The sequence below is a fragment of the Streptomyces sp. NBC_00102 genome (genome assembly GCF_026343115.1).
Taxonomy (GTDB): domain Bacteria; phylum Actinomycetota; class Actinomycetes; order Streptomycetales; family Streptomycetaceae; genus Streptomyces.
Window position 1 is genome coordinate 572171 of the sequence record NZ_JAPEMC010000003.1, and the last position, 22379, is coordinate 594549.

Sequence of the window (22379 nt, forward strand, 5' to 3'; positions counted from 1 at the left end):
CTGTTCCATCAGGGCCCTGTTCCGTCACAGCTCTGTTCCGTCAGGGCCCAGTTCCGTTACGGCCGTTCCGTCACGGACGGTTCCGTCACGGCCGGTTCCGTCGCGGTCAGGCGCAGTCGGGGCACAGGCCGCGGTAGGTGATCTCCACCGACCCGACGGCGAACCCGAACCGCTCGGCCTCGGGCAGGTCGCCGAGGGCATCGCCGACGGGATGAACGTCGCGGACCGTGCCGCAGCCCGAGCACACCAGGTGCTGATGGGGGCGGCGCGCGTTCGGGTCGTAGCGCTTGGCCCGGCCGACCGTGGATACCTCCAGCACCTCGCCGAGCGCGACGAGTTCACCCAGCGTGTTGTAGACGGTCGCACGGGAGATCTCGGGCAGTCGCGCGGCGGCCCGCAGATGCACCTCGTCCGCCGTAAGGTGCACGTGATCGCCGTCGAGGACCTCCGCGACGACACGCCGCTGCGAGGTCAACCGCCAGTCACGGCCCCGCAGCCGCTGAAGGAGGTCGCTCATCCCGTCTCACCCGCTCCGCTCCACGGGGAACGAGCCGCTCCGGAGGAATCCGGCGACACCACGCCCCGACCGATATGGTTCTAGCGCACTTCTTGACTTGGACGAAGTCCATCGTAGGATCGATTCCGGCGACATCCAAGAGACAGGAAGACTCCGGTACGGCAGCAGAGACACGTGACGGGACACCGCCGGTCGAGCATCAGGTGCCGGTCGGACGCCCTCGTCGTCGCACCGCCCGGGACCGTCAGGTCCGGTGGTCCGTGAGGCGACCGGACGGCCCGCGACGAGATCCTGGCACAGAGAGTGCCCCTCCTGTACGGCCCGAATCCTCCTCCCCCGTTCAGCGCCCCACGACCCACCGGGTCCGGAAGGATTGCTCATGCCCGAGAACCACGAGTCTCACGTCTTTGATCCCGTCACCCCGGATTCGCCCGAGACGGCCGTCCCCGAGGTACCCGAGGCTCAGGCGGCCGGCTGCCCCGTGGCCCACGGCCGCGCGCCGCACCCGACCCAGGGCGGTGGAAACCGCCAGTGGTGGCCGGACCGCCTCAACCTGAAGATCCTCGCCAAGAACCCCGCCATGGCGAACCCGCTCGGCGCGGACTTCGACTACGCGGCCGCCTTCCAGGGACTCGACCTGCCCGCGGTGAAGCGCGACATCGCCGATGTGCTCACCACCTCGCAGGACTGGTGGCCGGCCGACTTCGGCAACTACGGACCGCTGATGATCCGGATGGCCTGGCACAGCGCGGGCACGTACCGCATCAGCGACGGCCGCGGTGGCGCGGGCGCCGGTCAGCAGCGCTTCGCCCCGCTCAACAGCTGGCCGGACAACGGCAACCTGGACAAGGCCCGCCGACTGCTGTGGCCGGTCAAGAAGAAGTACGGCCAGGCACTGTCCTGGGCCGACCTGCTCATCCTCACCGGTAACGTCGCCCTGGAGACCATGGGCTTCGAGACCTTCGGCTTCGCCGGCGGCCGCGAGGACGTCTGGGAGTCGGAGGAGGACGTCTACTGGGGCCCGGAGACCACCTGGCTCGACGACGAGCGCTACACGGGCGACCGTGAGCTGGAGAGCCCGCTCGGCGCCGTCCAGATGGGCCTGATCTACGTCAACCCCGAGGGCCCCAACGGCAACCCGGACCCGATCGCGGCCGCCCGCGACATCCGCGAGACCTTCCGCCGGATGGCGATGAACGACGAGGAGACCGTCGCCCTCATCGCCGGTGGCCACACCTTCGGCAAGACGCACGGCGCGGGCCCGGCCGAGAACGTCGGCGCGGACCCCGAGGGCGCTCCGCTGGAGGAGCAGGGCCTCGGCTGGCGCAGCACGTACAAGACCGGCAAGGGCGGGGACGCCATCACCAGCGGCCTGGAGGTGACCTGGACCAGCACCCCGACCCGGTGGGGCAACGAGTTCTTCCACAACCTCTTCGCCTACGAGTACGAGCTGACCAAGTCCCCCGCCGGTGCGCACCAGTGGGTCGCCAAGGACGCGGAGGCGACGATCCCGGACGCGCACGAGGCGTCGAAGAAGCACAAGCCGCAGATGCTCACCACCGACCTGTCGCTGCGCCTCGACCCGGCCTACGAGCCGATCTCGCGCCGATTCTACGAGAACCCGGAGCAGTTCGCGGACGCGTTCGCGCGCGCCTGGTACAAGCTGACGCACCGTGACATGGGCCCGATCCAGCGCTACCTGGGCCCCGAGGTGCCCTCGGAGGTGCTGCTGTGGCAGGACCCGCTGCCCGCCGCCGCCGGTGAGGTGCTGGGCGCCGCGGAGATCGCCGCGCTCAAGGAGCAGGTGCTCGCCACGGATCTGACGGTGGCGCAGCTGGTCTCGGCCGCCTGGGCGTCGGCCTCGACGTTCCGCGGCAGCGACAAGCGCGGTGGCGCCAACGGTGCCCGGGTCCGCCTGGAGCCGCAGCGCGGCTGGGAGGCGAACGACCCGGACGAGCTGGCCCAGGTCCTGCGGGTCCTGGAAGGCGTGCGGGAGTCCTTCAACGGCAAGGGCGGCAAGCAGGTCTCGCTCGCCGACCTGATCGTCCTCGCGGGCGGTGCGGCCGTCGAGCAGGCGGCCAGGGACGCCGGCGTCGAGGTGGAGGTGCCCTTCACCGCCGGCCGGGTCGACGCCACTCAGGAGCAGACGGACGTCGAGTCCTTCGCCGCCCTGGAACCCGCGCACGACGGCTTTCGCAACTACACCGGCAAGGGCAGCCGCCTGCCCGCCGAGTACCTGCTCCTCGACCGGGCCAACCTGCTGACGCTGAGTGCGCCGGAGACCACCGTCCTGGTCGGCGGTCTGCGCGTGCTGGGTGCCAACACCGGCGGTTCGAAGCGCGGCGTCCTCACCGACCGTCCGGGCACGCTGACCAACGACTTCTTCGTGAATCTGCTCGACCTGGGCATCACCTGGAAGTCGACGTCGTCGTCGCAGGACGAGTTCGAGGCCCGCGACGCGTCCGGCCGGGTCAAGTGGACCGGTACCCGCGCCGACCTGGTCTTCGGTTCCAACTCCGAACTCCGTGCCCTGGCCGAGGTCTACGCCGCCGACGACGCGAAGGAGAAGTTCGTGAAGGACTTCGTCGCCGCGTGGACGAGGGTCATGGACCTGGACCGGTTCGACGTGGCCTGACCGCCTTGCCTGGTCCGCTCCACAGGTGAGCGGGCCAACCCCTTCCGTGGGCCGGTGCGTTCGCGCACCGGCCCACGGTGCGTCACGACCAGCGCGTCACGGCTCAGCCCGTCTCGGCCGACACCGTTGGCGGGATGGGTGAGCGCGACGGCGACGGCGCCGGTTCCCGTCCGACACGGGGACCGGCGCCGCATCCTTCAGCGGCTACGGGTTGACGCAGCCGATGGATCCGATCGGAAAGTTGTTGCCGGTCGAGGTCGCCGTGAAGCCGAAGGTGACGCTGCCGTCCGGCGGGATGGTCCGGTTGTAGTCGAGGTTCTTGACCGTCAGGGTGCCGTCGGACCCTGTGGTCAACGCACCGTTCCACACACTGTTCACCTTGGTGCCCGTGCCGGGCGTCCACTTCACCGCCCAGCCATCACGCGCCGTGGTGTCGTGGTTCATGACCTCGACGGAGCCCTGGAAACCGCCGCTCCAGGAGTTGGTCACGCTGTAGACGGCCATGCACCCGGTGTGCGGATCGGTGGGCGTCGGAGTGGGGGTGGGAGTCGGAGTCGGCGTGGGGGTGGGAGTCGGCGTGGGGGTGGGGGTTGTGGTGGAACCGGAGCCGCGGATACCGGTCACCTCGCCGTTGCCGCCGTCGAAGACGAGGTCGGAGCAGGAGAAGAAGTTCTCCTGGCTGTCCGAGCGAACCCACTGGATGAACATCACCGCGTCGCCCGAGCGGCCCGCCGGCAGGTTCAGATTCCAGTAGTAGTGACCGCCGTCCGTGCCGGGTGAGCCCGTCGACGACGGGTTGGTGACGGTGTCGATCAGCTCCAGGTCGTCCCAGCCCAGTTCGGTGCTGGGCGAGTAGCCGGCCTTGGACAGGTACACCCGGAACGAGCCCGGGTGCGCGGCCCAGTTGCTGTAGTCGACCTCGATCGTCTTTCCGGACGTCAGATGCGTCCGGGGCCAGTCGGCTCGGGCGGCGTTGTAGCCGGTGAAGTTGTACGGCGACCGGTCACCGGCGCTGCACAGCTTTCCGTCCGGGACATAACCCGCCCCCCGACCACCGGCGTTGGAGTCGAGCACGGCGAACCAGTTGTACAGCGCGTTCGCGCCGCTCTCGTCGAGCGCTGCCTTGCACGCCGGGTTCGTGGGGTCCAGAGAGCCGGTGCTGGTCTTGGCGTCCAGCCAGCAGAGGTAGGTCCGCGATCCGGGTGCCATCGCCACGCCGTGCGCCTGCGCGCTGCCCTGGCCCACCAGGGTCAGGGCGATCGCGCCGAGCAGCGTCGCGAGCACCGCCGCCAGGGAGACGAGTCGTCTCTTGCTTTGTCGAGCCATGGAAGTCTCCAGTGCCTGTGTGGGGGTGCGGGGGTTGCCCTCCGATGGGGCCTGTCTCCTGCGCCCACTGTCCGGCGATGCGAACCTCGCCGTCCGGCGCGGTCCCCTCCTCACGGGCGAGGAGCCCGAAGGCGGGGCACGTGGAACGGACGAGCGTGGTCACCGGACGAAGCGGGCGGCATGGTGGTGAGGGTGGGGCGTGCGCCGGTACAGGCCGTCACGTCGTACGTCCGAGCGCACACGGCGGCTGCAGAGCCGAGCCGGTGCGCGCGATGATCGGGCCGTGAAGGCGCTCGCAAACGGTGCCTCTCCCGGAGGAGCGGCCGGATGGGGCGATCAGGTCATCGAGAGCGCAGCCCTACTGCCTCCGCCTGAAAGCGCCCTACCGCTTCCGGCTGGGAGCGCTCCCATACACGGGTTCACAGAAACTGTAGAAGGCTCGCCGCGTCCCTGACAACCCATCGAACGGGAGCACATGTCACGCGGCCCCGGATCGGCGAGTCGGCGCCCGTCGCGAGTTTCGACAGCGACCCCTCCATGCGCACCGCGGAGCACGAGGCACCCGCGACGAGTACACCGCGGAGCACGAGGCACCCGCGACGAGCACACCGCGGAGCACGAGGCACCCGCGACGAGCACACCGCGCCGACAGGTACGGGCACCTCCTGACCCACACCCGCGGAGACGAATCGCGTCCAAGAGCTTGACGGCCCGTCGCGCGACCCTGAGATTGGGAGCGCTCCCACTCCAGTTCCCCCGACACGAACCCCGCACTCCCGCCCCCCGCGGCCGCACTCCCAGAAATCCTCGGACCGACGCGACCGACCCGCAGCAAACTGTCATGCCCATGACCGCTCTTGGATGCCCTTACCGTCCCGCGCCCGGTCACTGCCGCCGACCGGCGGGGCACTCCGCTCCCGGGCAGGGCATGTCGGGAGCACTCCCCTCGCACCCCCACCGCCCCCACCGCCCCCACCGCACGAGGAGAAAGCCGTGAAACGCCTTCTGGCCCTACTCGCGACCTGCGCGACGATCCTGGGCCTCGCCGCCCTGTTCAGCCCCCAGGCGGTGGCCGCCGCCGGATGCAAGGTCGACTACACGGTCGCCAGCCAGTGGCAGGGCGGCTTCCAGGCCGGCGTGAAGATCACCAACCTGGGTGAGCCCGTGACCGCGTGGACGCTCACGTTCGCCCTGCCGGACGCGGGGCAGAAGCTCGTCCAGGGCTGGAACGCCACCTGGACGCAGTCCGGTTCCACGGTCACCGCCGTCGGCCTCGACTGGAACCGCGCGCTGGCCACCGGCGCGGCGGCCGACGTGGGGTTCACCGGCTCCTTCACGGGTGCCAACCCCAAACCCACGGCCTTCACGCTCAACGGCGTCGCCTGCACGGGCTCGATCGTCGGCGGCCCGACGCCGACGCCGACCCCGACGCCCACGCCCACCCCGACGCCCACCCCGACCCCGACGCCCGATCCGACGCCCGGACCGAGCACCGGTACCCCCGTGGACGTCAACGGACCGGTGCACGTCTGCGGCGTGAACCTGTGCAACCAGTACAACCGCCCCATCCAGCTGCGGGGCATGAGCACCCACGGCATCCAGTGGTTCAGCGGGTGCTACAACAACGCCTCCATGAACGCCCTGGCGCAGGACTGGAAGGCGGACCTGCTGCGTATCGCCATGTACGTACAGGAAGAGGGCTACGAGACCGACCCGGCGGGCTTCACCAGCCGGGTGAACAGCCTTGTCGACATGGCCGAAGCCCGTGGCATGTACGCGTTGATCGACTTCCACACCCTGACGCCGGGCGACCCGAACTACAACCTCGCGCGCGCCAAGACGTTCTTCGCGTCCGTCGCGGCCCGCAACGCGAACAAGAAGAACGTCATCTACGAGATCGCCAACGAGCCCAACGGCGTGAGCTGGGCGGCCATCAAGAGCTACGCCGAGCAGGTCATCCCGGTGATCCGGGCCGCCGACCCGGACGCGGTCGTCGTCGTCGGTACCCGCGGTTGGTCCTCGCTCGGAGTCTCCGACGGCGCCGGCGAGAGCGAGGTCGTCAACAGCCCTGTCAACGCCGCCAACATCATGTACGCGTTCCACTTCTACGCCGCGAGCCACAAGGACAACTACCGTGCCGCGCTGAGCCGGGCAGCCACCCGACTCCCGATGTTCGTCACGGAGTTCGGAACGGTGAGCGCCACCGGCGGTGGCGCGTTGGACCGGTCGAGCACCACGGCCTGGCTGGACCTGCTCGACCAGCTGAAGATCGGCTACGCGAACTGGACGTACAGCGACGCCCCCGAAAGCAGTGCGGCGCTCCAGCCCGGCACCTGCGACGGCAGCGATTACAGCAGCAGTGGGGTGCTGACCGAATCGGGGACGCTGCTCAAGAGCCGGATCAGCACCGCCGACAACTTCCCCACCGGCTGACCCGGCCGCTGCCCCCAACCGCTGCTCCACCCCCCTGACCTGCCCACCGACCGCCCACCCGACCGCCCACCCGACCGACCGGCGGACGGGGCTCCGGCCGTGCCGAAGCCCCGTCCGCCGCGGGAAGCGCGCCTGCCGCGCCCCTCTCGCCCTCGCCGCCGCCTGTCCGGCCGGGCGCCTTCCGCTGAGGACGTGCGGTGCCGGCACGCTCCCACCCCCCCTGCCCTTCCGGACGGACGCCCCTGTCCGGAACCACGCGAGCCACGCGAGCCACGCGAGAGTGAGGAAACACATGAGTCTGCTCGACAAGAACCGTGACTCGGTACTCGGACTGTTCCGCATCGTCGTCGGACTGCTGTTCGCCTGCCACGGAGCGGCGGCCCTGTTCAACGTGTTCGGCGGCCCCCACGGCGCGTCCCCGCGCCTGTGGGAGTGGCCCGGCTGGTGGGCCGCGGCCATTCAGTTAGTCGGCGGTGTCCTGGTGTTGGTGGGCTACGACACCCGGCCATCGGCGGTGATCTGCTCCGGATCCATGGCGTACGCCTACTTCAGCACCCACCAGGCACACGCGCTTCTGCCCATCGAGAACGGCGGTGAGGCAGCCGCGATGTTCTGCTGGGCGTTCCTCCTCATCGCGGCGATGGGGCCGGGCCGTTGGGCCCTGGACCAGGTCCCGGCACGAAACGAGACACGGCCGGAGGTCTCGCTCACACGGCACTGAGCCGCCCTCCGCCGTCCGGTTCCGCCGGCTCCCTTCCCCGATCCCCGCAACTCCGGGTCGCGCAGCTCCCCGCTGCGGGACGAGGCGCCGGCCTTCCGGCCCCGGACCGGGATCAGTGTGCCGTCCACGATCCACAGCCGTTCCACCGCATCAGCCGGGCGGGGCGCTTCCCGCCCCGCTCACGCACCACCTTCAGCAGCCGCTCGAACTGCCGCATCCTTAGCCCCGTGAACGTCTCCACCCACAACGCCTCAGCCCGCAACACCCCACCCATGCAGGAGAAATACCCCCAGCGCAGGCTTCTGCAACACGCTTTGGCCCCGCCGGGCCCCGGGACGGTTCAACCCCGGCCCGGCGCTGCCCGGCACGTGCCCGATCGGCGGTACCGGCAACCACGACGATGGTGACCAGGATTGCGGTCAGACCGAAGGTGGAGATCGGATGATGAGGATCGATCCACCGGGGGCCGAGAGCCAGGGGCACGATCGCAGTCCTGTGGGAGGGGCTGTCCGCGTGCCGGGACCGGGCTGACGGCTCGCCGTCGTACGCGGCGACGCACGGAACCTCGTGGGCGCACCGGCGGTCCGCGGTCAGTGGTGGCCCCGCTCCCCCTGGGCCACTTCCACGTCGTGGTGCAGACCCGCTCCGCCCGCGGCCACGGTGACCAGGGAGAGGCCCGCCGTGAGCGCGAGCACCAGGGTCATGGCCACGGCGAAACGGCTACGGGGACGGGGGGCGCCGAGCAACGCCCGTACGCGCTGGGGAACCGGACCCGAGGTCGCTGCCGCGGCCACCGAGGGCAGCACCTCGCGCTTCCCGGCTCCGACCGCGAGGGCGGCTCGCGCGATCGCGCGTGCCGTCAGCCGACGGTCACCAGTCACGCGGGCGGCCTCTTCGTCGGCGCTGCGTTCCGCCGCCAACTGGACGGCCTCGCGGGCCGGTCGTAGCCCGGGATGGCAGTGGGCGGCGAGGTCGGCCGCCGCGAGGAAGTAGTGGTGGCGCCCCGCCAGGTGGGCGCGCTCGTGGGCGAGCAGAGCGCCCCGTTCCTCCGCGGAGAGGCTGCGCAGCATGCCTGTCGTGACGACGATCCGGCCGGGCCGTCCGGGCAGGGCGTAGGCGTCCGGATAGGCGGTGTCGATCACGCAGAGGTCGCCCGCCGTGTGACGGGCGTCGGCAAGCGAGGTGGCCGTACGGAACGCCCTCACCTGGCGTACCACCGAGCGCAGCACGGTCCAGGCGCAGACTCCGAGGGCTCCGACGGCGAACCCGACGACCGGCAGCAGGACGGACGCGGGCGCCACGACGAGCGGGTGGACGAGATCTCCCAGCAGGGCGAAGGCCGGCACCCTCAGCAGGCCGGACACCGCGAGTCCCCCGAGCGCGGCGAGGGACCCGCCGGCGAGCACCACCGCGGTGGGGGTGAGCGTCCACAGGGTGGCGACGGGGGTGAGGTGCGCCGCCGCCCGGCGGACGAGCAGCGGCATGACCAGGGGGATCAGCACCGGGACGACGAGGAGGGCGATCATCGTTCACCGGTTTCCAGCAGGTCCCGCAGGACTTGTTCGTCGTCCGTGCCCAGTTGGGCGACGAAGCGGGCCAGTGCGGTCGCCCGGTCGCTGTCGCGGTCCAGCTCGTGGTGCATGCGACGGGCGGTGAGACCGTGGACGTCGGAGAGCGGCCGGTAGGCGTAACCCCGGCCCATCTCCGATCGCGCGACCATGCCCTTCTCGTGCAGCCGGGACAGGATCGTGGCGACGGTGGTCCGGGCCAGGGGTGCGTCGAGCCGGCCTTGCACCTGTGCCGCGGTCTGCGGTCCGTCCGCCGACCACAGCGCGGCCATGACGCCCGCCTCCAGCTCTCCGGCCGGTCTGCGGTCCGCGGGGACGCCTGTCATGCAAACTCTCCTGCACATCGCACATCACGTCGTCCACGATGCCGCAGACCGTCTACATAAGTGTAGTCGTGAGATCGCGCCCGCTCACCGGCCGCGTCCGCCCTCTCGGCGCGTCCACGAGGGGCGGCGGCCGGCCCGCGCCTCGGCGGTACGGACTCCGCGGTGACGGACGGAATCCCGATCCGGGGACGATCCGGGGCCACCAGGAGCCTGAGCAACAACGCCTGATCCTGGCTGGAGGGTTCCGGTCGTACAGGCGGGTGAGGACGGTGAGCGCGGTCGTGTGAGGCAGGTCTCCGGGCAGTGCCGCCTCGCCCTCACCGACAGGCTGGACCGGGCAGCGGCGTCGCACGCGCGACGAGCACCACCCCGAGGCCGGTCCAGACCAGGGCCATGAACCATCCGGCGGCCACGTCACCGGCCCAGTGCACGCCCAGCCACACCCGGCTGATCCCCACCGAAGCGGCCCAGAGCACGGCCAGACCCGCCCACGATCTGAAGGCGGGTGGGCGCCGGGCGAGGAGCGCGACGACGACGAGTCCCGCCGCCATCGCCGAGGTGGTGGCGTGTCCGGACGGGAACGCCCAGCGCGATGCGTGCGTGAGCCAGTCCTCCGCCGGAGGCCGCGGGCGGGCGACCGCCGTCATGAGGGCGAGTCGCAGAGCCTGTCCGCACGCGAGCCAGAGAGCGAACGCCGCCGCGGGCGCGGCGAACCGTACGGCGGGGCGCCGCCCTCGATCCGGATCGAGGGCGGGAGCGGTCATCAGACCGGCGGCCAGGGCCACCAGGTAAGGGGTAGGGCCGGTCCCGGTGGCCGTCACGGCACGCAGCACGGCCACGAGCGGAGCGGGCCGGTGCTCCAGAGCCAGGGCGCGGATGCCGGCATCGAGCGGGTCCGGCCCACCGCCCCCGACGGTGACGGCCGCCGTCAGGGCCGCGAGGGCGACGCCGCCGAGCACGCAGAACCCGGTGACGCGACGCCCCCGGCCGGGCAAAGCGAACCAGGCGGCCGGGGCGCACCGGAGAACGCGGGCGGCCCTCATGAGACGACCAGAGGACGCAGGCGCCCCCGGGACAGGTGGCCGGCCACTGCCGAGGCGTACCGGTCGAGCGCAGCCCCGGTGAGGACGGTCACCAGGGCGCCGACCATGAGCGCGGCAACGACGTCGTGCGGGTAGTGGGCGCCGACCCACACGCGGGAGGCGGCCATCGCCAGGGCCGCGACCACCGCGACGGCGCCGAGCCGTGCCGAGACGAACCACAGTGCCACGGCCGCGGCGGCGGCGAGGGTGGCGTGGTTGCTGGGAAAGGACCAGTCGCCGGGGGCCGGACACGCCTCCAGGGTGGTCACGTGCAGCGCCTGGCAGGGACGGGACTCGCGCACCAGGTCTTTCAGTCCGCTGCTGACGGCGAAGGCGATCACCGTCAGGACCGGAGCGGCCAGAGCCTTCACCGCAAGCCGTGCGTCCTGGCGCCGGGTCTGCCACCACCCCACCAGCATCAGGACGGCGAACAGGGCGAGACCGTAGGTGGAGTATCCGGAGATGAGACCGTCCAGCCAGCCGGGGGCGTGGTGCGCGGTGTCGACCACGTCCAGGTAGGCGGTGCCGTCGATGCCCGAGCCGTCGTGTGCCGTGGAGAGGAGCCGCGAGGCGGTGGCGCCCATCAGGCGGCCCCGTCCGCACGGCCGCGGCGGGAACGGAGAAGCTCCAGTCCCACGGGAACGAGCGAGACGATCACGATGACGGCGATGATCGGCAGCAGGTAGCGGTCCACGTCGGGGACCGACGCGCCCAGGGCGTAGCCGGCCAGCACCAGGCCGACCGTCCACACCAGGCCGCCGATCGCCTGCCAGAGCGCGAAGGTCCGCACCGGAACACCGAGGGCCCCGGCCAGCGGGTTGAGGACGGTACGCACGATCGGGATGAAGCGGGCCAGCACGATCGCCTTGGCGTGCCCGTACCGCTCGAGGATCTCCGCGGCGCGGTCCGCTCCCTGGCGGATCTTCCGGGACCGGGTGCGGCCCAGCAGGGCCGGTCCCGCCCGCCGGCCGAGCAGGTGGCCCGTCTGGGCTCCGGCCAGTGCTCCGGCCGCGGAGGCGACGAGCACCCATGGCAGGGACAGGTGCCCCGGAGCGGTGGCCGAGCCGCCGGCGCAGAGCAGCCCGGCGGTGAACAGCAGGGAGTCGCCGGGCAGGAAGAACCCGACGAGCAGGCCGGTCTCGGCGAACAGGACGACGGCGATGCCCAGCGTGCCGAAGGCGGCCAAAAGGGACTGTGCGTCCAGGAGGTTCACCGCGAGGTGGACCGAGGGTGTGATGTGGTGCGCGAGTGTCATCGGCGCTGCCCCTTCGGTAACGGACTGTCGGGCGTACCGGGCGTACCGGGCGGTCGCGGTCCGGAGCACGGTACGGACGCGACACCGGACGACCCACTTCGTCTACAAGCCAGTAGTCGGTCTACATCACTGTAGACGATGAGGTGGAGGGGCCGATTCCACGAGCGGACCGGCGGACGCCGCGACGACCGGGACACAAGGCGCGACTCCCACCGACCGGCACCGTCGCGACCTCCACCCGGACCGGCCACACACCGCCCCGCCAAGCCCTCCCGAAGCATGCGGCGCGAAGCTCCCCGATCGGGTACGACTCCCCCGAGGCGCGGCCAAAAGCACCCGGAGGCCCGACGACCGGGCACTGGACCCCCTCCGCCCGCGCCCGGCTCTTCTCCGACTGTCTACACTTGCGTAGACTCCGCTTCGGTCGGACGGGGAAAACCCGCGTGTCCGTGGACCACCGATCGGACCGAGCGAGGAACGGGAGGCCGCAGTCGTCGTCCGCATCCTCCAGGCCAGATCGAGAACGGGTCGTGGGCCGTGCTGTCCGCGGCGCCCACCCACGGCACCGGCGCACCGCGCACCGGTCATCACCTCCTTGTCGGCGGAGTGACGGAGCGGCTCTCCGTCCGCCCGGAGACGGGCCTGGGCGAACCAGCCCCGATGAAGTGCCCCGTCGCTGAGGGCCGTTCACCCCGTCGCCGGTGTCCGACCGGCCGGCCGTTCCCGCGGCGACGCCATGGACCGGCCCCGCCGCACCACACTCGCCCCACCCCGGGAGGGACCCCATGTACGAGAACCAGGAGGCGGACGAACCGTCTGCCACTGACGCGGGGAACCGGGCGGAGCCGGCGACGGCATGGCCGGTCGAGCGGGTGATGGCATGGCTGACCGACCGCGGGGAAGCCGAGCGGGCCCTCCGCGCGCCTCTCGGCGAGGTACCCAGCGAGCGGGACGACCGCATGGCACGGATGGCCGACGTCCTTCAGGCCACCGCACAGGGGCTCGGGATTCAGGGCGCCGCCGTGTGGGCCGACGTGCCCGAGCAGCTCCTGCTGCGGTGGCTCGCCGACGACCAGGGTTTCGCCGCCGCCGTCCGAGCCGCCTCGGCTCTCGCTTCGGGGAACGGGCTCGTGCCCGGCGGAGCGATGACGCCCGCGACGGTCCGGGTCATCACCCTTTCCCTGATCAGGGGGGCCACCTTCGAGGAGGCCGCGAGGGCGGCGGGGCTCAATCCGCACCGGCTCCGCCGGATGTGGCGCGCTTCCGCCTCGTTGGCCACGCTGATGGCGGCCGCGCGGCACGTCCGGCAACAGCGGCGGAAAACGTACGCCCCTTCCATCGGCCGTCCCCGCGGGCAGAGCGGCACCGCCGCCACCCGCGGATACCGCCTCGTACGTCGTGACGGGGTGGCGGGCGAAGACCGTTGACGCCGACGCCGACACCGGGACCGCCACCCGAAGCGACGGCTGCGGGGCCCGACCGGGTCCCCGCGGCCCTTCCCCGTTGGCGCGTCAGCCGCCGCGCACGGCGACGGACGCGTACTCCACGTACTCGTGCAGCCCGTAGGCCAGCGCGAGTGCCGCCGGCCCGGCCACGGCCACCGTTCCCGCCAGGACTGCCACGCCGACCCGTCGAGCACCTCCGCGCGGGGTCGTGGGCTCCGGAAGGAGCAGAGCCTGGACCCTCCGGGGAACGGGCCCACTCGTCGCGGAGAGCAGCGGATAGCCTCCTGAACCGCCTCGGCCCCGAGGCGGTCCGGCCAGAGCGGCCCGCGCGATGGCCGAAGCCGTCACCCTTCGACTGCCCACGGCCGAGGCCGCCGCCTCGTCCGCCCACCGCTCCAGGTGGAAGGAGAGCGCCTCGCGCAGCCCCCGCAACGCGGGATGAATCACCGCGGCGAGATCGACGACTGCCGAGAACACGTGATGCCGTCCCGCCAGATGGGCACGTTCGTGGGCGAGCAGCACCTCGCGCTCGTTCGCCTTCATGGTCCGCACCATCCCGGCGGTCACCACGACCCGGCCACGGCGGCCCCGGTACCCCGGCAGCGCGAACGCGTCCACCTCGGGCCCGGGAATCACGAGAAGGTCCCCCTCGCCCGTTCCGCCCTCCACCGAGAGCCAGGCGTCCCGGAGCAGGGAGCGGTGCCGGCCGAGGCGCCGGAGCAGCAGTACGAGCTGCGTGAGCAGCGCACCTCCGGCCACGCAGGCCAGCGGAACCACGGCGGGCCACACTTCCAGCACGCGGGGCAGGGAGACCTGCTCCAGGGAGGCGAGGAACGGCACGTGGAACAGCCCGATCAGTGCGGCGATCGTCCCGCCCGCCGGCAGAACCGCCGCGCCCGCCAGCGCCCAGCATGCCTCACGCGGCGCCAGCACCCCGGCCAGTCGCCGGGCGACGACGACGGCGCCCCACGGAAACGTGAGGGCCAGCACGACCAGGACCAGTACGTACGTCACTCGGACTCGTCCTCCGCCTCCAGCAGCAGGCTCCGCAGCATCTCCTCGTCGGCCTCGGAAAGCGAGGAAACGAACCGCTTCAGCACCAGGTCGCGTCGCGGCTCGCTCTCCATCTCGCGGTGCATGCGTCCTGCCACGAGCCCCGCCGCGTCCTCCACCGGCTCATAGGCGAAACCACGGCCCGCCGGTGTGCGGCGCAGCGTGCCCTTCTCGTAGAGGCGGGCCAGGATGGTGGCCATCGTCGTCCTCGCCAGGCCCTTGTCGAGCACGGCGTTGACCTGCTGCGCCGTCATCGGGCGCCCCGACTGCCACAGCACCGCGAGCACGTCCGCGACGAGCTCGCCATGCTGACGCCTTTCGTCACGAGGTTTGTTCGACACGCTTCTCCGTCCTCACGCACCCAGGGCGCCGGCCCCACCGGCGACTACAGACCCGTAGACAAACGGTGCAGATCTTTCTTAGGCAGACCTAATCTACCGTCCCCGGGGATGCGGCCGAGGCTCGCTCCCGGCGAGGGGTCACCGCGCGGACGTGGTCGGGGCCCGCGCGGACGTGGTCGGGGCCCGCGCGGACGGTCGCGTCCGTGCGGGCCCCTGTCGAAAGGATCAGTGCGTGGTGCGGTGGTGGGTCGCGGTCAGGGTGATCGCGACGGCTTGCCCGGTGTAGGGCGAGTCCGTGCCGATCGCGAGGTCGGCCGTGTACGTTCCGGCCGCGGGAACGGCGTCGGCGTCCGCGGTGACAGGGATAGTGACCGAGTGTCCGGGCTTCAGGGTGAACCGGGTCCGGGTCTCGGACAGCCAGGACACGTCGTCGCCCTCGCACTGGTCGTAGCCCGGCAGGTACTCGGCACGTACGCCGCCGGTCAGGTACGAGCGGACGCTCTGCCCGCCACCCACCTCGTAGAGCCCGCACCCGGTGGCGCCCTGGTAGACGGGGTAGTTCGAGTCCGGGAGCGCGGACCAGGCTCCGCCGACCGGGTCGTACTCGACCGCGGTCGCGGTGGCCCAGGCGTCGTGGGTGAATCCGCCGATGACCTGCATCCGCCCGTTCGCCCCTGCCGCGGAGGCACCCGTCACGGCGGTGGGCATGTCGGCGACGCGCGTCCAGGAGTCGGCCGACGGGTGGTAGGCGTAGGCCGCGGCCGTCAGACCGTCGGTGTAGTCCATGCCACCGGCGCAGACGATCTCGCCGGGCAGGCCCGCGCACGTGGTGCTGTCCAGGGCCTTCGGGAAGTCGGCGACCCGGGTCCAGGTGTCGGACGTCGCCGTGTACCGGTAGACGGCCTTGGTGGGTTCGGTGCAGTCGTCCACGCAGCCCGAGACGACGTAGAGCTCGCTGTCGAGGACTGCCACGCCGGCGATCTTGACGGCCTGCGGGATGTCGGCGGCCCGGGTCCAGGTGTCCGTCGTGGGGTGGTAGGCCAGCACCCTGGTGCGCGCCTCGGCGTCGCTGCTCTGGCCGCCGACCACGTACAGCGTGCCGTCGACGAAGGCGGACGAGGTCGCGGCGAGCGGTTCCGGCAGGTCGGCGATCCGCTGCCACGCGCCGGCGGCCGGGTCGTACACGTACCCGTGCGTGGTCAGTGTCGCGCCGACGGCCCGGTTGAAGCCGCCCACGGAGTAGACCTTGCCCCGGTAGGTGCTCACGGCGTTGCTCATGACGGGTTCGGGGTAGTCCGGCAGGCTCGACCAGGCGGCGCCGCCGGCCGGCTTCGAGGTCCCTCCGGCGGTGCTCTGTTCGCCGAGGTCCACCTTCACCGGCGCGTTGCCGGTGTTGGTGAAGGTGACGGCCTTGGTCTTCTTCCGGCCGAGGGCGGCGTCGAACGAGATCTCCGGTTTGGCCGTCACGTGCCCGGCTTCGATCCTGAGGTCGAGCGGGTCGACCTGCCCGGCGTCGATCTTCACGGAGTGGGTACCGGTCGCGTAGCGAGGGGCGGAGACGGTGAGGGTCTGCTTGCCGGTGCCCGGTGCGAACAGCCAGTAACGGCCGCCCGGGTCGGCGGCGTTGCCGGTCGTCGCCGCGGTGGGGCCGGGGGCGTAGGGAGCGGCGGTGTCGGTGACGGTCGCGCCGTTGACGGGCTTGCCGGTGTTGCCGTCGGTGACGGTGCCGGTGATCAGGCCGCCGTCGAGGGCGCTGCACCCGCCGAGCTGGATGCCGTCGGTCTGCCAGAGCGCGAGAACGCCCGCGGCGGCGGCGAAGTGGAAACGGACCTGGACACGGGCCCGGCCCTCGGCCTGGGGAAGCTGGACGGTCTCGTGGCCGGCGGACATCTCCACCGGGTCGTTGACCGCCTTCCACACGGTGGTCCAGGTCTTCCCTCCGTCGCTCGTGAGGTCGACGGAGGCGGTGACACCGTCGCCGCCGGCGAACACGGAGTCGAAGTCGAGTTGGGCCGTGTGTCCGCGCAGGTCGGCCACGGGTGAGGTGAGGACGGTGTCCTCGGCCGCGAGGTCGTGGGCGGGGGTGTTGGCGGTGGCGAAGTTGCCGGAGCCGCCCGTGAGGTTGTCGAGGCCCAAGGGCGCGTCGAACTCCCAGCCGGGTGCGGTGGCGTCGGTACCGCTGACGGTCCATCCGCTTCTCGGGGTGGTTCCGGTCCAGCCCTCGAAGTCGGCCGCGGCTGCGTTGCCGTAGCCGGGGGCCGCGCAGACCGCCTTGTCGGGCACGGAGGTGAGGTTCCTCGTCAGGTCCGATCCGCCGACTTCGACGGTGAGGTCGGCCGTGTGGTAACCGGGGTAGAGCGGGGTGGAGTGCAGTTGGTAGGTCGCGCCCTGGGGGAGGTCGACGGAGTAGGCGCCGGTCTCCGGATCGGTGTGGACGGCGCCGCCGGGGTAGCCGTCGATGGTGATCCTGCTGGAGAGCGGCCAGCCGTGCTCGGCGCCGTCCTTGACCGTGCCGCTGACACGCCTGGTCGCGGTCTTGGCGAGGGACAGGTCGACGGCGGCGCTCGCGCCCTCGGAGATCTCGGTGGTGGAGCCGGTGGCGTCGGCGTACCCGAACAGCGAGGCGGTGACCCGGTAGCTGCCGGTCCGGACGGTCAGGGTGTAGCGCCCTTCGGCGTCCGTCGACGCGTGGAAACTGCGTCCCGTCGTGGCGTCGGTGGCACGCACCACGGCTCCGGCGAGCGGGGTGCCGTCGGCCTGCACGGTGATCCGGCCGGTGAGGGTGCCGCTCGTGCCGAAGGCGAGCGCCTGCACACCGTTGGGGGTGCCGAGGCCGGTCGGACCGTCGTAGCCGGGGCCCGCCTCGCAGGTGATGTCGGAACAGGTGTCGTTGGCGCCCCCGGTGACGTCGTTGAGCCCGCTGTCGCCGGTGTACGCGTACGGGTAGGTCACCGGGTAGGTGTTCGGCGCGGGGTCGCCGGCCAGTGCGTACATCGCCGCTACCAGCGGCGCGGAGAGGCTGGTGCCGCCCACCTGGAGCCATCCGCCGCTGCCGACGGTGTCGTAGATGCCGAGGCCCGACGCCGGGTCGGCATCGGCGGAGACGTCCGCCGTGGACCGGGTGTCGCAGCCGGTGTCGACGCTCTCCTGGTAGGCCGGCCGGCTCTCGAAGAGCGAGCAGCCGGAGCCGCCGTCGGCCCAGGCGGCCTCGGTCCAGCCTCGGGCCGTGCCGGGCGCGGCGGTCAGCCGGGTGCCGCCGACCGCGACCACGTTCGGGTTGGTGGCCGGCCAGCTCTGCACGTGTCCGGTGTCGCCCGTGGACACGGTGACGACGACGCCCGGGTGGTCGTAGTGGTCGTCGTAGAGCGTCTGATCCGCCGCCTCGCCCCCGACGCCGTAGGAGTTCGAGACGAACTTGGCACCGAGCCGGACGGCCGTGTCGACGCCCTCGCCGAGGCTGTCCAGCGAGTTGTCGTCGCCCTGGACCAGGAGGATCTTGCAGTCCGGGCAGGCGGCCGACACGGCGTCCAGGTCGAGCGCGGTCTCGGTGGCCCATCCGGCATCGTCGGCCGGGTAGTCGGCGCCGCCGCGCTGGTCGGTCTTGCGGAAGCAGCCGTTGGCCGTGGTGCAGGCCGGCAGGCCGTAGTGCTCGCGGAAGACGGCCAGGTCCTCCTCGGCGCGGGAGTCGCCGAAGGCGTCGACGACGGCGACCGTGCGGCCCTCGCCGCCGCTGCTCGGCAGGGCGTAGGCGGCCTGGATGTCCGCGGGGCCGAGGGCGGTGGCCGGCGGGCCGGAGGTCGCGGCCCTGCTCAGGGCCTGCCGGTCCGTGCGGGTGTTCACCATCGAGAAGCAGCGGGCGTAACCCGTCTTCTGGGCGGGGTTGTTGCATGCGGTGGGGGTGTACGGCTGGACGCTGGGGTCGGTGGCGGCGGGGGCGTCCGTCGCCGCGACGGCTGCGGGCGAGGCGGACAGCAGGCCCAGGCCGATGCAGGCTGCGGCGGTGTACGCGAACAGGTCGCGTATGCGCCTGCGGTGGCGGGGCGGTCGACGGTCGGATCTCGGGCTCACGAGGGGCCTTTCGGAGAGGGGCCGGGTTCAGAGGGGTTCGTATCCGTCCGCGGAGGGCGGCGGAAGTGCGGGAGGGGGCGGGGAGGAGTCGCGGGGCGATGGCGGCGGGGGGTCGGCCGGGGGCTCGTGGTGCGGCTCGGGAGCCGGGCTGCTCATGGGAAGGGGGTCGCTCTCGTGCGGTCTCGGGAAAGTTGGCTGATGCACGAGTCTGCGGTGCGGGCATGTCCGCTTGCGATTGGGCGGATGCCTCAAAAAATGCCGGGCGGGGCGGCGTTGGGACGCTTCGTGGCGGGCGCGGCGACGGCCGGCGGACCGCCCCTGACCAGCGCGGGATTTCCGGGGACTACCGGGCCGGGGTCAGGCCCGCCTTGGCCGCGCTCACGGCGAGTGCCGTGCGGGTGGTCACCCCGTGTTTGCGCATGGCCGACTTGAGTTGGGCCGCGACGGTCTTCGGCGACCGGTAGAGCGCGGCGGCGATCTCCCGGTTGGTCAGGCCGTTGAGGAGCAGCCGGACGACTTCGGTCTCGCGGGGCGAGAGCTGGTCGCCGTAGCCGCGACGGCCGCCGCGCCAGACGACGCGGGTGGCCTCGCCGCGTTCGCGCAGGGCCGCCGCGACGCGGTCCGCGTCACCGCGCGCGCCGAGCGCGTCCAGGTCGCGACGCACCTCGTGGAGCAGGGCGATGTCCGCTTCGGACGCGCCTGCCGCGATGCGGCAGGCGGCCTCGCGCTCGGTGGCGAGCAGCGCCTCGTAGGGCCGGGGCAGGGCGCGCCAGGCCGCGGCGGCGTCCGCCCAGGCGTCGGCGGCCCGGGCGGCGGGCCGGCTGACCTCGGCGAGGAGTGCGTGGCAGACGGCCACGGCAGCGGCTGCGGCGGGTATGGCGCGGCCCGCCATGCCCCGGGTGAACGCGTCGGCCAGCCGCTCGGCGTCATCGGGCCGGCCTGCCGCGAGCAGCGCCTCGACGCGCGCGGGCAGGAGTTCGGCGCCGAACACCCACAGGCCTTTGGCGGTCACGGTACCGGTCACCTTCTCGGTGGCCGCTAGGGCCCGGCCGGTATCGCCGGTGGCGAGGAAGAGGCGGCCGAGGGCCGCGGCGGGCTCGGCCTGGAGGAGCAGGTCGCCGCCGCGCAGGCCCTCGTCGAGGGCGGTGCCCAGCCGGTCCTCCGCGGTCCGTCTCTCGCCCGCCGCGAGGTCGTGCAGCCCGCGGAGCAGAAGCTTTTCGGCGAGGAAGCGCGGGTCGTCGTCGGATTCCGCGAGAGCCTCCACGCGGTCGGGGAAGCTTTCCCATCGGCCGCAGAACCAGTCCAGGTGGACCAGGTTGGCCGCGGTCATCATGTGCTGGCCGGAGATCCGGTGGCGGTCCGCCTGGTCGAGGGCGCGGGTGAGAAGCTGCCGAGCCAGGGCGTACCGGCCCCAGTTCATGGCGCCGGCACCGGAGTTGAGCAGTCCTCGGTTCAACTGGAGGATGTCGCCCGGATTCACGCGGGCCTCGTCACGGAGGAAGCCGTCGACGGGTTGCCAGCCGGCCTCGTCGCCGAGCTGGAGAAGGGCGTTGGACCAGCTGACGACGTAGAAAAGCTTTTTCTCGGAGGGAATCTCACTGTCCATCAACTGCGCGGCGCGGTCGAGCCAGCGGCGGTGTTCGGTCACGGGCAGCGGAGAGTCCGTCGGTACCCCGAGCAGGATCATCGCCCGTGCGGCTTCGGGGGGATCGTTGGCGAGACCACGGATGGCCTGTTCGAACTCGTGCTGGGAGGGGCGCAGTTCCCCGGCGGCGTGCAGGATCCTGCCGAACTGCATGCGGACGTCGGCCCGGTCCCGCGCCGGGAGGTCCTCACCGGCGAGACAGTCCCGCAGGGTACGCAGCACCTCGTCCCGGTTGTGGAAGCTTCCGTACGTGTGCAGCGGTACCTTGCGGACCAGCCGGGCGATGTCGCGGGCGGGGAGCCCGGGAACGGTCAGCAGGTCGTACACGAAGGACACGGCGGTCCGCTGGTCTCCCGCGGCGAGGGCCAGGTCGGCGGCCCGCTCGCCGTGGCGGAGCCACCGGGTGGTGTCACCGGCGCCGCGGAAGTGGTGCGCGAGGCGGGCCGGAGAGGGCTGAGGTTCCGCCTCCAGGGCGTCGGCGGCTCGGGCGTGCAGACGGGCCCGGTCGCGGACACCCAGGCCGTCGTACACCGCCTGGGCGGGGAGGGCGTGCCGGAAGGCGAGCCGTCCGTACGGGCCCTCTGCGAGCAGGCCGCTGCGGACGGCCCCGTCGGCGGCAGGGCGGGCCCGGTCGGCGCGGAGTCCGGCGACGGCGAACAGTACGTCCTCGGACACGGGTTCGCCGAGGACGGCGGCGGCCTCCAGCACGGTGCGGGCATCAGGGTCGAGGCGGGCGACGCGCTCGGCGACCGCGTCGCGGATGGTGGGAGGCACGGCGATGTCCGCGAGTGCGTGACGCACCCACTCGTCCTCGCGGCGCACCAGGTCGGCGCGGTCACGCAGCAGGTGGACGGACTCTTCCAGAGCGAGCGGGAGACCGTCGGTACGGGTGTGGAGAAAGGTGGAAAAGGCGTCGGAGACGTGGTCGTCGTGGAGCATGGACGAGACCAGTTCGGCGGTGTCCGGGACGTCCAGGGGGCGCAGGGCGACACGGACGTGCCGGACGCCGGCTGCCGGGCGGGAGGTCAGGCGGGGCAGCAGGGAGCTGGGCGGTAGGTCCTCGGGGCGGTAGGTGAGGACCAGACTGATGGTGCGCGTGGGACGGGTGGTGAGGAAGAGGAGGAAGTCGAGGGTCGCGTCGTCGGCCCAGTGGACGTCCTCGACGACCAGGACGCGCACGGCCAGCAGGTCGAGGAGCTCCGCCAGGGCGCGCAGCAGGCGGTGTCGGGCGGCACCGGGATCCGGCAAGGGCTCGGGTGCGAGCAGCAGGTCGTCGGACCACTCGGGCAGCAGTGGACGCAGGACCCCGGCCAGGGGGGAAAGGCCCAGCCCGGCGGGTCCGGCGGGACGGGCGTCCCGGACCGCGTCGATGATCGGCCCGAAGGTGAGTGCCTCCCGGAAGGGGGGACAGACGGCGACCAGCGTACCGCCGGCGCACCGACCCACTTCCGCCCCACGGCTCGTGCCGGTCCCACCACCCGCCTCGACCTCACGGCCCGGGTCCGTCTCACGACCCACCTCCGCCTCAAGATCCGCCAGCGCCTCACGGACCAGGCGACTCTTGCCGACCCCGGCCTCTCCCTCGACCACGACGAGGGCCGCCGGTCGGCCGGGCGTCAACGCGTCGACGACTTCGCGCAGTTCGCGCTTCCTGCCGACGAAGCTGGGCGGCCGTGGCTGCGGACGGTGGTCGGGCGCGTCACCGGGGCGGGGGGCCGCGGCGATCGGGGGGATGCCACCGGTGACCCGTACGACCGGGTGTGGTGCCGTGCCCCTGCCACCGTCCATCCGCCGCGCCACTCCCCTCACTTCCGCCCGCCGTGTTCATCCTCGCTCTTGAGCCCCCTTCGCACCAGAGGCGTCTCACGCTCGACGGAAGCGAAACGCCCCACCGCCGGGTGCGGCTGCGTGCACCGGGCACCGCGATGCCCGCTCCCGCCCCTCCTCCTTCCTGTTCTTCGTCG

Annotated in this window: 15 protein-coding genes and 1 pseudogene; 4 read left to right on the forward strand and 12 right to left on the reverse strand. The window is 72.2% G+C overall.

Annotated elements, in window-relative coordinates; all coding sequences use genetic code 11:
• Positions 1-106: 106 nt before the first annotated feature.
• Complete coding sequence (locus tag OHA55_RS32940) at positions 107-517, reverse strand: Fur family transcriptional regulator (protein ID WP_266713458.1); 411 nt, start codon at positions 515-517, stop codon at positions 107-109.
• 379 nt (positions 518-896) lie between these two features.
• Here OHA55_RS32940 and katG point away from each other — a divergent pair, with 379 nt between their 5' ends.
• Positions 897-3152 (forward strand): catalase/peroxidase HPI, encoded by a 2256-nt coding sequence (gene katG / locus OHA55_RS32945; RefSeq protein WP_266713460.1) that lies wholly within the window; start codon positions 897-899, stop codon positions 3150-3152.
• Positions 3153-3356: 204 nt separating this feature from the next.
• On the opposite strand, the gene OHA55_RS32950 is transcribed toward katG, so the two are convergent.
• The gene (locus OHA55_RS32950; RefSeq protein WP_266713462.1) at positions 3357-4478 is read right to left on the reverse strand and encodes a lytic polysaccharide monooxygenase; all 1122 of its coding nucleotides are present in this window, start codon (positions 4476-4478) and stop codon (positions 3357-3359) included.
• A gap of 993 nt (positions 4479-5471) precedes the next feature.
• On the opposite strand from OHA55_RS32950, the gene OHA55_RS32955 reads away from it, so the two are divergent.
• Both OHA55_RS32955 and OHA55_RS32960 read left to right on the forward strand, forming a co-directional pair.
• On the forward strand, positions 5472-6911 hold the full coding sequence (locus OHA55_RS32955) for a cellulase family glycosylhydrolase (RefSeq protein WP_266713464.1): 1440 nt from the start codon (positions 5472-5474) through the stop codon (positions 6909-6911).
• A gap of 292 nt (positions 6912-7203) precedes the next feature.
• Entirely contained in the window at positions 7204-7632 is a 429-nt protein-coding gene (locus OHA55_RS32960; RefSeq protein WP_266713466.1) for a DoxX family protein, read from the forward strand.
• Between the two features lie 71 nt (positions 7633-7703).
• Here the strand turns inward: OHA55_RS32960 and OHA55_RS32965 are convergent.
• The 6 genes and pseudogenes from OHA55_RS32965 to OHA55_RS32990 all read right to left on the reverse strand — a co-directional run.
• A pseudogene (locus tag OHA55_RS32965) lies at positions 7704-7906 on the reverse strand (IS5/IS1182 family transposase); the annotation flags it as partial.
• A gap of 316 nt (positions 7907-8222) precedes the next feature.
• A complete protein-coding gene (locus tag OHA55_RS32970) occupies positions 8223-9158 on the reverse strand; it encodes a M56 family metallopeptidase (protein ID WP_266713468.1) in 936 nt (311 codons plus the stop codon).
• A complete protein-coding gene (locus tag OHA55_RS32975) occupies positions 9155-9526 on the reverse strand; it encodes a BlaI/MecI/CopY family transcriptional regulator (RefSeq protein WP_266713470.1) in 372 nt (123 codons plus the stop codon). The genes OHA55_RS32970 and OHA55_RS32975 overlap by 4 nt, the downstream gene beginning before the upstream one ends.
• Before the next feature lie 317 nt (positions 9527-9843).
• Complete coding sequence (locus OHA55_RS32980; RefSeq protein WP_266713472.1) at positions 9844-10569, reverse strand: phosphatase PAP2 family protein; 726 nt, start codon at positions 10567-10569, stop codon at positions 9844-9846.
• Entirely contained in the window at positions 10566-11192 is a 627-nt protein-coding gene (locus tag OHA55_RS32985; RefSeq protein WP_266713474.1) for a phosphatase PAP2 family protein, read from the reverse strand. Before OHA55_RS32985 ends, OHA55_RS32980 begins: the two co-directional genes overlap by 4 nt.
• Complete coding sequence (locus OHA55_RS32990) at positions 11192-11863, reverse strand: DedA family protein (RefSeq protein ID WP_266713476.1); 672 nt, start codon at positions 11861-11863, stop codon at positions 11192-11194. Before OHA55_RS32990 ends, OHA55_RS32985 begins: the two co-directional genes overlap by 1 nt.
• A 785-nt stretch (positions 11864-12648) precedes the next feature.
• Here OHA55_RS32990 and OHA55_RS32995 point away from each other — a divergent pair.
• A complete protein-coding gene (locus tag OHA55_RS32995) occupies positions 12649-13290 on the forward strand; it encodes a hypothetical protein (protein ID WP_266713478.1) in 642 nt (213 codons plus the stop codon).
• Between the two features lie 84 nt (positions 13291-13374).
• Here OHA55_RS32995 and OHA55_RS33000 read toward each other — a convergent pair whose 3' ends face one another.
• The 4 genes from OHA55_RS33000 to OHA55_RS33015 form a co-directional block, all read right to left on the reverse strand.
• Positions 13375-14322 (reverse strand): M48 family metalloprotease, encoded by a 948-nt coding sequence (locus OHA55_RS33000; protein WP_266713480.1) that lies wholly within the window; start codon positions 14320-14322, stop codon positions 13375-13377.
• Positions 14319-14702: a BlaI/MecI/CopY family transcriptional regulator gene (locus OHA55_RS33005; RefSeq protein WP_266713482.1), complete on the reverse strand. Its 384-nt coding sequence runs from the start codon at positions 14700-14702 to the stop codon at positions 14319-14321. The genes OHA55_RS33000 and OHA55_RS33005 overlap by 4 nt, the downstream gene beginning before the upstream one ends.
• A gap of 225 nt (positions 14703-14927) precedes the next feature.
• Positions 14928-18770 carry a carboxypeptidase regulatory-like domain-containing protein gene (locus OHA55_RS33010; RefSeq protein WP_266713484.1) on the reverse strand — a complete coding sequence of 1281 codons (3843 nt, stop codon included), beginning with the start codon at positions 18768-18770 and terminating at the stop codon, positions 14928-14930.
• Between the two features lie 343 nt (positions 18771-19113).
• Positions 19114-22203: an AAA family ATPase gene (locus tag OHA55_RS33015; RefSeq protein WP_266713486.1), complete on the reverse strand. Its 3090-nt coding sequence runs from the start codon at positions 22201-22203 to the stop codon at positions 19114-19116.
• Between the last annotated feature and the right edge of the window lie 176 nt (positions 22204-22379).